At 38.7% G+C, this 15,617-nt stretch carries 11 protein-coding genes; 8 read left to right on the top strand and 3 right to left on the bottom strand.

All coding sequences use genetic code 11. The annotated features are described in order from the left end of the window. The first annotated feature begins 3 nt into the window (after positions 1 to 3). The 3 genes from H7U19_RS02780 (at position 4) to H7U19_RS02770 (ending at position 2,456) form a co-directional block, all read left to right on the top strand. Positions 4 to 378 (top strand): GxxExxY protein, encoded by a 375-nt coding sequence (locus tag H7U19_RS02780; RefSeq protein ID WP_186558404.1) that lies wholly within the window; start codon positions 4 to 6, stop codon positions 376 to 378. 26 nt (positions 379 to 404) lie between these two features. Then, the gene (locus H7U19_RS02775; RefSeq protein WP_186558402.1) at positions 405 to 1,187 is read left to right on the top strand and encodes a methyltransferase domain-containing protein; all 783 of its coding nucleotides are present in this window, start codon (positions 405 to 407) and stop codon (positions 1,185 to 1,187) included. Between the two features lie 108 nt (positions 1,188 to 1,295). After that, positions 1,296 to 2,456, top strand: a complete 1,161-nt coding sequence (locus H7U19_RS02770; protein ID WP_186558400.1) for a GNAT family N-acetyltransferase — start codon at positions 1,296 to 1,298, stop codon at positions 2,454 to 2,456. A gap of 9 nt (positions 2,457 to 2,465) precedes the next feature. Here the strand turns inward: H7U19_RS02770 and H7U19_RS02765 are convergent, their stop codons facing one another. Both H7U19_RS02765 and H7U19_RS02760 read right to left on the bottom strand, forming a co-directional pair. Further along, the gene (locus tag H7U19_RS02765; RefSeq protein WP_246454576.1) at positions 2,466 to 3,464 is read right to left on the bottom strand and encodes an FAD:protein FMN transferase; all 999 of its coding nucleotides are present in this window, start codon (positions 3,462 to 3,464) and stop codon (positions 2,466 to 2,468) included. Positions 3,465 to 3,468: 4 nt separating this feature from the next. Beyond that, positions 3,469 to 3,846, bottom strand: coding sequence for a Na(+)-translocating NADH-quinone reductase subunit F (locus H7U19_RS02760; RefSeq protein WP_186558398.1), 378 nt, complete (start codon positions 3,844 to 3,846; stop codon positions 3,469 to 3,471). Between the two features lie 101 nt (positions 3,847 to 3,947). Here H7U19_RS02760 and H7U19_RS02755 point away from each other — a divergent pair, with 101 nt between their 5' ends. The 5 genes from H7U19_RS02755 to H7U19_RS02735 all read left to right on the top strand — a co-directional run bounded on the left by H7U19_RS02755 (position 3,948) and on the right by H7U19_RS02735 (position 10,281). After that, a complete protein-coding gene (locus tag H7U19_RS02755; RefSeq protein ID WP_186558396.1) occupies positions 3,948 to 5,102 on the top strand; it encodes a hypothetical protein in 1,155 nt (384 codons plus the stop codon). Positions 5,103 to 5,160: 58 nt separating this feature from the next. Continuing rightward, positions 5,161 to 5,934 (top strand): hypothetical protein, encoded by a 774-nt coding sequence (locus H7U19_RS02750; protein WP_186558395.1) that lies wholly within the window; start codon positions 5,161 to 5,163, stop codon positions 5,932 to 5,934. Between the two features lie 129 nt (positions 5,935 to 6,063). Next, on the top strand, positions 6,064 to 6,636 hold the full coding sequence (locus H7U19_RS02745) for an RNA polymerase sigma factor (RefSeq protein WP_186558393.1): 573 nt from the start codon (positions 6,064 to 6,066) through the stop codon (positions 6,634 to 6,636). A gap of 3 nt (positions 6,637 to 6,639) precedes the next feature. Then, on the top strand, positions 6,640 to 7,386 hold the full coding sequence (locus tag H7U19_RS02740; RefSeq protein ID WP_186558391.1) for a tetratricopeptide repeat protein: 747 nt from the start codon (positions 6,640 to 6,642) through the stop codon (positions 7,384 to 7,386). Between the two features lie 15 nt (positions 7,387 to 7,401). Continuing rightward, positions 7,402 to 10,281 (top strand): CHAT domain-containing protein, encoded by a 2,880-nt coding sequence (locus tag H7U19_RS02735; RefSeq protein ID WP_186558389.1) that lies wholly within the window; start codon positions 7,402 to 7,404, stop codon positions 10,279 to 10,281. Positions 10,282 to 10,663: 382 nt separating this feature from the next. Here the strand turns inward: H7U19_RS02735 and H7U19_RS02730 are convergent, their stop codons facing one another. Continuing rightward, positions 10,664 to 15,613, bottom strand: a complete 4,950-nt coding sequence (locus tag H7U19_RS02730; protein ID WP_186558387.1) for a T9SS type A sorting domain-containing protein — start codon at positions 15,611 to 15,613, stop codon at positions 10,664 to 10,666. Between the last annotated feature and the right edge of the window lie 4 nt (positions 15,614 to 15,617).

The raw sequence follows: 15,617 nt of genomic DNA, 5'->3' as shown, positions 1-15,617 counted from the left end.
ACCATGCCCAATTTGATTTATAAAGATGAAGCTTATAAAATCGTTGGATTATGCATGGAGGTTCACAATCAATTAGGCAAGGGGTTTAATGAAGTTGTTTACGCCGACGCTTTAGAAATTGAGCTTATTGACAATGATATAAACTATTCTAGGGAAACCAAGTATTCCATCAACTACAAAGGCAATGTTTTACCTCATAAATATAACGCGGATTTTATTATTGAAAATAAGATCGTTTTAGAAATCAAAGCCATTGAATGTTTGACACCCGCTCATACAAAGCAAACTCTAAACTATTTGGCCGTTTCTAAATTAAAGTTAGGTTTACTAATTAATTTTGGTGAAGATAGCTTAAAGTATAAGCGCATCGTACTTTAATTAATTTGTGATAATTCGTGAAATTCGTGTCCAAAAAACTCTTCAAAATTATTCTAAATATTGTACCTCGACCCCTGCTCATTAGGTTAAGCTACGTCATTCGTCCTATTTTAGTATTCTTTTTGAAGGGTCATCAGTTTACTGACCCAATAGACAACAAAAGTTTTAGAACCTTTTTGCCTTACGGTTATGGCAAACAGAGAAATAACGTGCTATCCCCCTCCACTCTTTCTTTAGAACGCCATAGGTTACTTTGGCTGTATTTAAAAAATGAAACTGATTTCTTTACCTCCAATCTGAAAGTATTGCATTTTGCCCCAGAGCAAGCCTTTTACAAACGATTCCGGAATATGGAAAGTTTGGACTATGTCACCACGGATTTAAACTCCCCTTTGGCAGATGTAAAGGCAGATATTTGTAATCTTCCTTTTGAAGATGATGAATTTGATGTTATTCTTTGCAATCACGTTTTAGAGCATATTCCAGATGACACCAAGGCCATGCAAGAACTCTATCGCGTAATGAAACCAAATGGCTGGGGTGTTTTTCAAATTCCACAGGATTTAAATAGAGAGCGAACTTTTGAAGATGATAGCATAACCGATAAAAAAGAGCGTGCTAAAATCTTTGGGCAGTACGACCATGTTCGTGTTTACGGAAGGGATTTTTTTGACAAGCTAAGAAGCGTAGGCTTTCAAGTAAAGGAAGTTGATTATACCTCCGCTATGAAAGAAAGTCAAATAGAAAAGTACTGTTTGGCAAAGGGCGAAATTATTCCAATCTGTCATAAAACGAGCCCCACTATTTAAGGGCAACAATAGGGGTTCATGCACATTTTTACCATTTTTACTATATTTATCCCATTGCCCTAAATATGAATTTGAGTCTTTTAAGGACTCAAAATACATACCACTGACATGAAACTCAAGCTATTTTCAATACGCACGATAGATTTCTATACATCTGTGTTTGAAAAGCACTATGTCCCTCAAGTTTTAGAAAGCATATTCCTTTTTGATTCACCTTTGAACCTCAGAATAGTTACTGAAAATCAGCTTGACGCAACAAGTCATATTCTTGAATTAATTCCAAATTATCTAGAATTGAGTTTTAACAGTGAATTACACCCCACAAAGACCCTTGTAAAACCAGGCCTTGCCATTAGCCTTAAAAAAGAACTTACTTCTGTCGAAGATTATTTAAAATCCGAATGTAGTAGTAATTTCAGAAAGGTTATCACACGTTCCATTAGCAGACTCGAACTAAGTTTCGATATTTCGTACAGAACATTTTTTGGGCATATTTCAAAAGAAGAGTGCGAGGAATTGATGCATCTACTTAAAGAAATGATCCGCAAGCGATTTACGCAAAGAAGTGGACGAAATAAAGCCTTAAAAGACTGGGGGTATTTTGTTAACCTGGCATACAACGGTATTAACAATAAGAGTGCTTCCCTATTTGTGATTTACGACTATGGCATGCCAATACAAATATCACTGAACTACAATCTAGACGATATTCTAGTGGGTTCGGTATCTTCATATGACCTTGACTATTCCAAATTCAGCCTAGGCAATATCGGTCTGTACAAAGAAATCGAATGGTCTATCGATAATAATATCAAACTTTTCGATATTGGGTTTGGTGATTTTGCTTATAAACGCAGATGGGCCAATCTTGTTTATGATTTTGAGACATTTTATATTTCGCAGAAAAAGAATGTTTTACATCAATTATACTTTCTTTGGCATGAAAAGAAATCAAAGCTGATGTATTATCTTATTTCCAAAGGATTCAACAACGTATACTACGATACAGTTTCAAGATTAACAGGAAGGCATAAAACCCATAAGGAATTAAAATTTGAGATCATCGAAGCCAACACAATCAAATTTTCAAAAGATGAAATTGATATTGAATCCAATGCCAGCTGTTTTTTTAAAAAAATACTTTGTGACTACGCATACAGCAATAAAGAGCGGTTTGGTGATTTAAAAGTTTACGCAGCCATTGAAAACAAGAACATATTTTGGGTGAAAGGAAGACAGAGTGAAGCCAGAGTAAGGCTCAATAATTAAACCTCTGGGTTACTCAAATCCATTCAGTGCCAATGTTTCAAAGTCCTTATGTTCATTTTGGAAAATCAAAAATACTTTTAACTCAGGGTGATTCTTTAAAAACGGCTTTATTTTTTCAATCCCCATGGTTTTAAAAGCTGTGGCATAGGCATCCGCTATCATACAATTTTCGGCAATTACGGAAATACTCAACAAATTGGTTTTGCTGGGATAACCAGTTTTGGTGTCGATAATATGAGAATAGCGATTCCCATTTTCGTCTACCTTAAATTTTCTATAGGTTCCTGATGTTGCCATCGCTTCATCATTTAAAGTTATGGCTTTTAAAATGGATTGCTGTCCATCAAAATGAGGTTCCTCCACCCCCACTTTCCACGGTGATTGTTTTTCTGCATTCTTACCCCTGGCTCGTATTTCGCCCCCTATTTCAACTAAATAATTATGGGCCTTTTTCGATTCCAAAAACTGGCCAATGACATCCACACCATAGCCCTTAGCAATTGCATTAAACTCCAAATATACATTAGGATGAGATTTTAAAATTTCTGAACCCTTTCTGTTAGTTTTATTAAAACCCACATATTGCATTAGACTGTCAATCTTCAAACTATCCAAATTTTCAATGGCTCTATCTGCGCCAAAACTCCAGGCATTCACCACATTCCCGATGGTAGGATCAAAAGCACCTTCAGTTAGCTCAAAAATGGCTTTTGAAGTATCGTAAACTTTGATGAAATGCTCGTCAATTTCAATAGGTTCGTTTCTATTCAATTTCGAAATATCCGAATTAGGCATATAGGTGGATAGCGATTTATTCAATATTGCAAACAGACTATCAATTTCAGAAGTATAATCCACCTGGGAATCATAAATAATGGAGTATCCCGTACCGAAAACCGAACCTGACAACTTAGTGTTTTTCACCTCCGTTTTGCACGAAACTAAAATCAAAACAAACACAAAAACAAAGCCCCAGGCTGGAGCCATTTTCTTTTTCATAAAAATCATAAACCTAATTTAAATTGGTTTCAACAAGTCGGATACCACTATATTCCAAAAGGTATTCCTCGTCCAAATAAATATGAGATGTTTCGCCATCAATATTGCCAATACCCACTCCTGCATAAAGTACCTTGGCATTATTGTCCCGCGCATGTTTCTTGAAGGATTCCATCCAAACCACATCGTAATTATTTGGGTTATCCGGCAGTATCGCCACCTTCACAATTACAAAATAATATTGGTTGTCTTTATCCACACACACAAATTGCGGGTGCTTTTTCAACTTACTGTTTACGGCAATAAATTCATAACCACGTTCTTCCAATTCCTTACCCACATGGTTCATGGCCAAATTATGTAACTCTTGCTCGGTCAGCGGTTTTCCCATTTCACAAAAATACTAAAAAGTTGATGCGGTGATGACATTTTTAAATCCTTTCGATGTGATAGTATAAATCGAAATAATAAACTGTTAACCTATTAGAAATTATGAAAACTTCCATTTGTATTCTATCTTTTTTAACCCTAGTTATTTTCTCCTGCGGACAGCAAAAAGAAAACAACGATTACGCCGAATTCGGATACGATTCCGAAACTTATTTTGAGGATGAAGCACCAGAATTTAATAAAGCTCAACCTGTACAAACTAACGCTCGTCCTAATGGCGCCTTAAAAGGTTACAAAGTAATGAGCAAGCAATTTGGCATGCCCGTAGGCGTAATGCCCATTCCAAACTCTTGGCAAGTAAGCAATAATAAGCAGGAAGGTGTTTTGTTTGAATCCAATGATGGCGTTAAGGTTTATGGCGAACGTTTTATTTCCCATTTCTTTTCCAACAACCAAGAATTAAATTACATCAGTCAGCAAAATGGCAGTCGCGTTGCACCTCCAAAAGATTTAAACCGGGTACTTCAGGAGGATATCATCCCCTATGCCCAGCAACAAGGCCTTAAACTTGTAAATCAGTTTCAATTGCCCGCATTGGCGCGATTCGATAAACAATTTGACAGTTATCTATTTAAAGGAATGCCAGAGAACAAGCAATATCAGTGCGTAGCCACAGAATGGGTAGACCAAAAAGGCGAAAAATCGATAGGCATCATCCGCTATTTTACCAACCACTACCCAACTACCGGTGGCATGGATTGGGGCTATACCTTGAATGCGATGGGTGCACCCGCCAATGCTTACGAAGGAGCAAAAAAAGCTTTTATCAATTCCTTGGTGAATTTTCAAATCAACCCACAATGGGTGCAGGCGAACAACCAATATTATGCGCAACTTTCGGGACAAAGTGCGGCCGCACACCAGCAACGCATGTCCAATATCAAGGCTCAAGGACAGGCTATTTTGAACAACGGCAGAACCTACAGTTCCATCACCGACAGCAACCATGAAAGCTGGAAACGTCGCAATGCAATGAACGATGCCGGACATTCAAGCTCCATCAACAATGGTATATGGGAACGCACTACAATTTCAAATCCGAGCACCGGGCAACAATACTACGCCGAAGGCCAAAACGACCATTATTGGGTGAACCAAAATGATGAATACTATGGCACCAATGATGCCAACTACAATCCCAATATCGACAACTCCATGAATAACCAAGATTGGACGCAATACAATATTCAACAATAATATTGATGACATTTAATACATGTTTTCGATGTACATCAAATACTAAAAGTTTAAAACCATGAAAGCGATAAAACTTTGCGGTATATTAGTAATTGTCATTCTTTTGGCATCTTGCAGCACCAATGATAATGATGCAGTAAACTTAGCAAACGCAACATCCCAGCAAGGGTGCCCAAATTTGGTTGGCCCAACAGCCGTATATTGGGACGCCGCAAATGGAATTCCCGCCCCCTTTTCGAGTATTCCTATTATGCCAGATCCCAAAGTCAGATTCACCCATTCATTTCCTAATATCAATATGAGTTTTGATGTGCCACAAGGATATACGGCTACCGAAATCGCCATACCCAATTCGGCATTTGGTGCAGACATAAGGCGATCGAATAATGACGTTCAAAATAAAGTATTTTGGCGATATTATCCCGTGGTTTCATTTACCACCACAAATATTGACCAAATAAGAGCCATTGTTATTAATGATCTTTTGGTTAACGAATACGGATTTAATGGCACACCAATAGTTGATTGTGCGCCCCCTACCCAAGTTGCAGATTTTGGAGGAATTTCAAGAGCCGTAAGCAACAGAGCCATAAGGTTTGGCAATACAAGGGCTATTATTTCGGTTGCTGTTGTTCCAACTCCCTTGGGAAGCTCCGCTACAATTTCAATCTCAGCAGGACCAATAAATGAATACGATAATTTGGTAATGAATGTGTTCTTCCCCATTACCTTCGAATTATTGCTTCCGGACAGAGAATCTCTATCTGATAGAGATAACGACGGTGTTCCTGACATTTTCGATGTAGCACCAGATAACCCGAATATAAGCTAATGAGAACGAAAAATATATCACACAAAAACAGAGAAAAAAAGTAAATAATCGAAATAATAACCATTTAATAGTGAAGTATTTGGTGTAGGATGAAATAGTTGTATATTTCTCATTGGAATTGCTATAACTATGAGACAAGCCACCAAACTTGAGCATCAACTGCATCTTATCGAGGCTATTAAAAACAACAATTCAAAAGCTTTAAAAAGTTTTTACATTGAAAATTATCCTAAAGTGGAAAGTTTGGTTTTAAAAAACAGCGGATCTGTCGATCATGCCAAAGACATCTATCAAGAGGCATTTATTACGGTTTGGAATCATGTCAAAATTGACAGGTTTAAGCCCGAAAATGAAACTGCGCTTCAAGGGTATCTGTATCGAATTGCAAAAAACAAATGGACAGACGTGGTGCGTTCAAAGTCATTTAAAGGCTCAAGATCGCTAACAGATGAAGCCCTGAATACTTTTAAGGATGAGGACTTTAATGAGGGTAAACCCAAAGACGATGAAAAACTAAAGCTAGCCATGGAGGCCTTTAAAAATTTGGGACAACCTTGTAAACAACTTTTAAGAACCTTTTACTTTGAGAAAAAATCGTTACGGGATATTTCTATTGAACTGAACATTGAAGAAACCACGGCCCGAAATAAAAAATATAGGTGTATGAAAAAATTGAAGTCTATGATTGTAGGCTCAAAATAACTGATGAAAGATAATAGCAACATACCACAAGATTTACTCGAAATAATTGAGAGTTATCTAGACGGCACTATGACCACCCAAGAGCTAAAGGACTTTAACCGCTTGTTGGAACTTGATGAGGATTTTAGGACCCAAGTGGAGGATGTAAAAACGATGCTTTATGGCATTGAGGCGCAATCCTTAAAGGAGGATCTGGACGAATTCCATAAGGATGTTCACATTACAGAAACCCAAAAGAACATTACCTCTGGAAAAGTGCGGTTTTTGAATTACAGCAAATTGGCGGCAGCCGCGGCCATAATAGTTGCTGTTGGGAGTATTTGGTTCTTTAGTGGAAACCCAAATCAAAGCATCTATACAAAATATTACAGCCCAGACCCGGGTCTGGCCACAACCATGAGCAGCAGTGAAACCGATTTTGAGTTTTTGGATGCAATGGTGAACTATAAACACGGAGACTATGATTTGGCCATAAAAAAATGGGGCGCTTTAAGCCAAAAGGAGCCAGAAAACGACACCATAAACTATTTCATAGGTTCGGCTTATCTGGCCAACAAAAATGCCACTGAGGCCATTCCATTTTTGGAACGTGCCGTTGAAGCCGAAGATGATTTCGTCTTTTTAAACGAGGCTTACTTTTACTTGGGACTGGCATATATCAAAGAAGGAAATGTGGAATTAGCTAAAAAATATCTTACCTTGAGCCGTATAGATTCAGCTAAGACAATTCTTTCTGAACTGACGGATTAAAACTTCAATCAAACTATGATTAGGTGTTTCAAATATTTTAGATACGCAACTTGTCTGCTTTTGTATCTAAATACGACGGCATTTGAAGCACAAAGTATTTCGGTGGATTCCGATATAGAAGATTTAAAAAAAACAGTACAAATAGCCGATAGTTTATTTAGCAACAATAATCTGGTGCTTTCTGAAAGTATATTGCACCAAGTGCTACATCATTTTGCAAATGATTCCAACGTTACCAAGGAATTTCACTTCAAAACATATAACCTTTTAGGCCTTATAAATACGCGCCTGCAGAAATTGGACAGTTCCAACTATTATTATGCCGAAGCCCTAAGGTTCTTGAACCAATCTCCCCAAGGCACTTTAGAAAAAAAATACACCAGGGGCATCACAAAAAACAGCGTTGCCCTGAACCAATTTAATACAGGTAAAACCGAAAAAGCCATTGCTTCATTACATGAGGCCATAGTGCAATTACACGATTATAGCAATGAAATTACTGATGAAGCTGAAAAATTAAAGGGCACAAAAAAACGTTTGGCATGCATTGATAATCTCGCAGGTTTTTATAGAGGTGTTGGGGATAACGAGCGGGCCATAGACTTGGCTACGTTTGCCTATACAGAAAAGCAAAAAATACTACCCCGAAGTGACAACGGACTTACCATTTCGCAACTTATTTTGGGGCATTTACACCTAATAGCCAGAAACTTTGACAAAGCCGGTGCATTTACGGATAAAGGCCTTAAAAATATTGAAAACATACCTTTTGCAAAGGCTTATGCTTATTTGGTCAGAGCATCGATTTATGAAAATATTGATGATTTTGAAAACGCACAAAAGATGTATGAAAAGTGCGAAGCATTCTACAGGGAAAATTTTAACGGTGTCTATTCAAATTCATTTTTAGATGGTTTAGTAGAAATGTCGAGGTTTTATGCAAAACTTGGCATGAATAAAAAAGCGCTTGCATTAGCTTTTGAAGGTTACAACTTCACTCAAAAAAAATCTTATCAGAACGAACTGCTTAAGTTTTTTCAAACCCAAAACTTGGCAATCGTTTATTTTGATATTAAGGATTATGACAACGCATTAAAATATAGCAATAAAGCCCTTTCCTTTTTTGACAAAGGCCGTTTGAATATGAATAGTCTATTGGATTCCATCCAAAATGAAACCAGAAAACCTCTGTCCCTTCTTATAAAATCGAAATCCGAGTATTTTTTAAAAAAAGAACACAGCACATCAAGTTTAGACAGTCTTTTAAAGCAAACCGAAGCGGCACTCAAAATTGTTGAAAGAAGAAAAAACATCATTAAAACACATGCCGACCTTGAAACGCTTTTGTATGACAGTAATGCATTGATTGATTTTAGAAAACGCCTTTTGATAGACCTTTATGATAAAAATAAAGACCAATCGCATTTGGTAAATCTTATTGAATTACACGAATCCAGCATATATAATAGAATACGATCTAGGCTCAACCTGAAAAGAGTCAATTTCTATAATGTTCCAGAGGCAACCATATTAAGGGAAAGCGCCCTAAAAGAAAATATGTTTGCTACCTTAAACGGCAAAGAGGCTTCATTTGAATCTTTTATGGAATCAAATAATGAATGGAACATATTTTTGGACTCCCTAAAACAAACTTTTCCAAAGTATCATAAAATGCGATATGCATCCATTGAAGAACCCCTGGATAATCTTCATAAGGATATTCCAAAAAACGCCACCGTGGTGCGCTATATGTATGTCGACACTTCTCTGTACGGCTTGGTATTTTCCAAAAACCATAAGGAATTGTTTAAGTTAAATCATAAAGGAGTCAGTGATGCCATTTCAAATCTGGCAGAAAACCAGTCCGGTTTGGAATCTACGAGCGATAACCTTTATCAACTTTATGGGCAGCTTTGGAAACCTTTTGAAAGTAACATTGACACTGAACATGTCATTATCATTCCCGACGGCAACCTTTTCAATTTGAGTTTTGAAAGCCTAACACCTTTCAAAATCAACTCATTTAAGGATCTAAAAAGCAAAAGTTTACTTAGCGACCATTCCATTTCATATAATTACAGCCTTTTGTTGATTGGAAAAAATAAAAAGCCCATAAATTACGAAAAGGACTTCGTGGCCTTTGCTCCTGAGTTTAACGACCGCATGAAAGACTCTTATAAAGTGGCCATCACGGATTCAATTGGTTTGGACAAAACATATTTAAGTCTGTTGCCACAACCTTTTAGTGTGGATTTGGCCAAAGAGTATTCCAAGGTATTTAACGGAGATTATTTTATCAATGAAAATGCATCCAAGACAATTTTCAAAAACGAGGCTAACGAGCATAAAATTATCCATATCGGTACGCATGCCGAATCTAATAATCTTACCCCAGAACTGTCCCGGTTAATTTTTGCGAAAAACGAATCTGTAGAAGATAATTCACTGTACACCTATGAAATCTACAATGAAAACCTCAACTCAAATTTGGCCATCTTAACGGCTTGTGAAACGGGAAAACCTGCCTATCAAGCTGGAGAAGGCATGATATCCCTGGCCCATGCCTTCAACTATGCTGGAAGCGAAAGTATTTTGACCAGTCTTTGGAAAATTGATGAAAAATCTAGTGCAGAAATATTGAAACTTTTCTATAAATATATCAAACGAGGGTTACCTAAAGACAAAGCCCTTCAACAAGCAAAACTGGACTATATTTCCAAAGCTGAAGGCAGAACCGTTACGCCGCAGTATTGGGCGGGTTTGGTGTTAATTGGGGATACAAGCCCAATTATCATAAGTGGACCCTCCAAATTTGCTTGGTACCTTATCTCAATTTTAATCTTGATTACCGCTGCAGTCATTCTAATAATAAGAAGGAATAAGCTACGGGTATAGAAAATATAAGGTTGAAAAAAGCCATCAATCATAATAATCAATGGCTTCTAGTTAGGTTCTTGTTTTAATTTTTTACACTATTTTCACATGCAGTTCGCTTAACAGAATTTATTATCACAGAATAAATACCTCTGATATAATTCGCCTGGGAAATAGAACTTTTGAAATTTGCAATTTAAAGCCGTATTTAATTGACATAACGTATTTCAAGAGATTTAAATTCAATATTTGAAGGTTATTGATAGTGAATTAAGTGGTAACAGCGTTTGGTTACCCTGAAATTGTTTAATGAAAATAAGATTATTGGTTAAAATGATAAAAATTGTGAGCAAAAAAGCTACCAACCGAAGTTGATAGCTTTCCACTCAACTCATAAAACTAACTAATACTTCATGACCCTTTTGATAACAACACTGTTATTGGTGCCATAAACCTTTAGGAAATAAACACCGCTTTCATAATTGCCAAGCGATATTTCTTTTGAAATAGTCATTTGTTTTAAATCAACTTTATGGACTATTTTACCGGACACATCAATAATTTCGGCCTTCGATAATTCAAAATTGCCAAGTTTCTTGATGTTGAGTTTATCTGTTGTCGGATTTGGATATAACATGATATCACCATCCTTTAAAACGTTTTCATCTGAACTTAAAGTGGTGTCATCTACAAAAAGGTTAAATGAGCACGTATTTTGATTCCCGGAATCATCCGTAACCGTAAACGAAATGGCATGCAAACCGTAAGGCAACACTGTTCCTGCAACTGGGGATTGTACAACGGTAAAGCCACAATTATCGGATGCCACAACCGTATTGTCCGTTACATAATCAGGAAGTGTATAAGGCCCTTCGTTTTCTATTGAAAAGTCTGATGGACAAGATATGGTTGGGTCTTCAGTATCATTCACAGTTACATCAAAAGTACAAACATCAGTATTTCCAGAGGCATCTGTAGCCGTTACTGTAACCTCGGTTGTTCCTACAGGGAATACGCTTCCTGATGCTGGTGCACTTGATGTGGTTACCCCGGGACAATTATCCGTTGCCGAGGCCATAAAAGTGACTACCGCACCACAGGTTCCGGGATCGTTGGCTTGAACGATATCGGACGGACAAGTTACAACCGGGTTCTCCGTATCGTTTACCGTAACATCAAAAGTACAAACATCTGTATTGCCCGATGCATCCGTAGCCGTTACTGTAACTGTTGTTGTTCCGACAGGAAATACGCTTCCCGAAGCTGGCAAGCTAGAAGTGGTTACCCCTGGGCAATTATCCGTTGCCGAGGCCATAAATGTGACTACAGCGCCGCAGGTTCCCGGATCGTTGGATTGTACGATGTCGGACGGGCAAGCTACAACTGGATCCTCAGTATCGTTTACCGTTACATCGAAGGTGCAAACATCCGTATTGCCCGATGTATCCGTAGCCGTTACTGTAACTGTTGTTGTTCCGACAGGGAATACGCTTCCCGAAGCCGGTACACTGGATGTGGTTACCCCAGTACAATTATCTGTTGCCGTGGCCATAAAGGTTACCACTGCTCCGCATGTTCCAGGATCGTTAGGTTGGATGATATCCACAGGACAGGATACTACTGGATCTATAACATCTTCCACGGTCACCGTAGCTGGAGCAGAAGCACTATTTCCACTTTGGTCGGTTACGGTAAGGTTTACTGGATTGGCTCCCAAATCTGCACAGGTAAAATCAGTAATGTCTAAACTTAAACCAGCTATTGTACAGTTATCGCTTGAACCATCGTTGACATCACCAGCAGCAATGCTAGCATTGCCCGATGCATCCAACTGAACCGTAATGTTTTTGGTAACAATCGTAGGATCGATATTGTCCTCAACCGTCACTGTTGCAGGTGCCGAATTACTATTCCCACTTTGATCCATCACCACCAGGTTAACCGTATTATCTCCCAAATCTGCACAGGTGAAGTCGGTGATATCCAGACTCAAATTATCAATCGTACAGTTGTCACTCGAACCATTATCAATGTCTGCCGTAGTAATAGAAGCATTACCCGAGGCATCCAACTGAACTGTGATATCATCAGTAATTACGGTTGGAGCAATAATATCCTCAACGTTAACATTCGCGCTAGCCGAAGCGCTATTACCACTTTGGTCGGAGGCCGTCAAATTTACCGTATTGGCTCCCAAATCCGCACAGGTGAAGTTGGTAATATCCAGACTTAAATTATCAATGGTACAGTTATCGCTGGAACCATCATCAATATCACCAGGCGCGATGCTAGCATTGCCCGAAGCATCCAACTGAACTGTAATATTTTTGGTGACAACCGTCGGGTCAATGCTGTCTTCAACAGTTACTGTTGCATTTAAGCTTCCCGCATTGCCGTCATTATCCGTGACGGTAAGCGTAACAATATTATCGCCTAAATCTGCACAGGTGAAATCCATTACATCCAGCGCAAAAACCAATTCGTTTGTTGGGGTACAATTGTCGGTTGTCCCGTCATCAACATCGGTGGGCACAATACTTACGTTACCCGTATTGTCCAATTGCACCGTAATATCCTTGGTGATAATATCTGGAGGCAAAATGTCCAACTTATCGGTAATGGTCAATACTACCTTATTATTATCCGGGTAGCTTACTTCAAAGGTGTATCGCTTCCCATCAAAATCTACATTTTCAATGGGGGATTGTAAATTGGCCGTAACGATAGTTCCACTAGTTGTTGCAATGGTAAACTCATCACCAACGGTGCCTTCAAAGCCCATGGTGACATTTACAGTGCCTTCAAAAACATTGTTGTTTCCTATGATTTCCAGAACATCATGTTCGGTATCCGGTGTCAAACCATTTAATTCAACATCTAAAACTGAAGATGACGTCGATTCAAAAGTTCCTTGCACAAGTAAAGTACCTGGTGAAAGACCAGGAGCAAAAGTACCGTTATTGGTATAAGTAGTTATTGGAGGCAAATCGAACGTTCCAATACCCTTCACTATACCTGTCGTTTCATTGGTAAATGGCTGAGAACTGGTAATTTCTAATTCACCAGATGATACTTCAATTGTACCGAAATTATGTAACTCGACAAAAGACTGCACCAATCCTGTTGATGTTGATCGTTTTATCAATCCAAAATTATTTAATATATGAGAGGCTCCACTGAACCATGTTGGATTCCCTCCATCAGTCTGTAAATCTATAGTACCCCCAACTTGGTTATTTACGACACCTTGGGAGATACTAAGGTCGCCGTTTGACGTAAAGTTTATTGTCCCTTCATTGTTCAATACAGTATCCCCGTTAATTGTTTTACTTCCTGTCCCTACTAAATCAATAGTACTTTGGTTTACAAGGGTTCCCCCTCCGCTCAAAGTACCAGACACCCAATTAATATGTTCCGTACCACTGAAGTCTATTGTTGCGGTGGTTGTAGAGTTGACTAAAATTGTGCTTGTAAAATTCAAATCCCCATCGATGGTCCCTGTTAAATTGCCTAAGAGGGTAACTTCCCCGTCCCAATCAAAAGCAGCTCCAGCGAAGACATTGTAGATACCATTTGTAAAATTTTTACCAATATTAGATTGAAGGGACAATGTGCCGCTTTCCACTTGAATAGTACCATCAGTATTATTGAGGATTACTCCAATCTGGGCTTCCCCAAACGTGTTAGTCCTCTTGATGATTCCAGAATTGTTCAAAATGTGCGTGCTTCCCGAAAACCATGTGATGTTCCCCGAATCGGATTGCATATCGATAACACCTGAAGCCAGATTGTCCAATATCCCATCCGATATGGATAAATCACCACCATCCATAAGGTTCAAAGTACCTTGATTGCTCAATGTAGTATCTCCGGAAATTGTCTTGGCACCCGTCCCTGCTAGATTGACAGCACTTAGGTTGGTCAGTGTGCCGCCGCCATTTAGCGTACCGACGTTCCAGTTAAAATCCCCCGAACCCGTGAAATTTAGTGTTGCACTTAATGGAACGCTAAAGGTGTTATTCCAGCCTATCGTACCATTGTTTACACCCGCAATGGTACCCGATAACGTGACTACCGTATCAAAATCCAATGTAGCTCCTAAAAATACGTTATAAGTACCATCGGTTAGGTTTTTTCCAATACCATTTTGTAAAGACAACGTACCACTTTCCACTTGAATAGTACCGTCATTGTTATTGAGAAGCACAACAATTTGGGCTTCTCCGGTCGTACTGGTTCTCTTGATGGTTCCTGAATTGTTCAAAATATGCGTGCCTCCCGAAAACCATGTGATGTCCCCCGAATCGGATTGCATATCGATAACACCTGAAGCTAGGTTGTCCAATATTCCATCGGATATCGATAAATCGCCTATTCCTGTAAAGCTCAAAGTACCTTGATTGCTCAATGTAGTATCCCCGGAAATTGTCTTGGTACCCGTCCCTGCTAGATTGACAGTACTTAGGGTGGTCAGTGTGCCGCCGCCATTTAGCGTACCGACGTTCCAATTAAAATCCCCCGAACCCGTGAAATTTAATGTTGCACTTAATGGAACGCTAAAGGTGTTATTCCAGCCTATCGTACCATTGTTTACACCCGCAATGGTACCCGATAACGTGACTACCGTATCAAAATCCAATGTAGCTCCTAAAAATACGTTATAAGTACCATCGGTTAGATTTTTTCCAATACCATTTTGTAAAGACAACGTACCACTTTCCACTTGAATTGTGCCGTCATTGTTATTGAGAAGCACAACAATTTGGGCTTCTCCGGTCGTACTGGTTCTCTTGATGGTTCCTGAATTGTTCAAAATATGTGTGCTTCCCGAAAACCATGTGATGTCCCCTGAATCGGATTGCATATCGATAACGCCCGAAGCAAGATTGTTTAAAGTGCCGTCTGATATCGATAAATCGCCGCTTGAAGAGATATTAAAAGTTCCAGAATTATCAAAACTAGTATTTCCAATAATAGTTTTGCTTCCCACAGTTATGAGGTTAACCGTACCAAAATTGCTAAGAATAGCTGCATTGCCGTTTAAACTGCCAGCACTCCAATTGACAGTAGTATCTGCACCAAAACTGGATGGATCAGTAAACGTAAAATTAGTATTCATTTCAAAAACAGAAGTCCCTTGAATATCAATTGATTTTACATTTCCGGCTACATTTAGCGTTACGGTAAACCCACTTGGGATAACCACATCATCCGACGCTGTTGGGACGGCATTATTATCCCAGTTGTCGGTATTGTTCCAGTTGGTGTCAGGTGCTCCTCCGCCAGTCCAGGTCTGGGAGAATACATTAATGCTTACGAAGCATAGCAACGCAAGAAGTAAAGTTTTTTTCATGATT

The organism is Hyunsoonleella aquatilis (assembly GCF_014270105.1).
Classification (GTDB): domain Bacteria; phylum Bacteroidota; class Bacteroidia; order Flavobacteriales; family Flavobacteriaceae; genus Jejuia; species Jejuia aquatilis.
The sequence above is the reverse complement of the archived record's forward strand: the minus strand, read 5'-3'. Positions and strand labels throughout refer to the sequence as shown.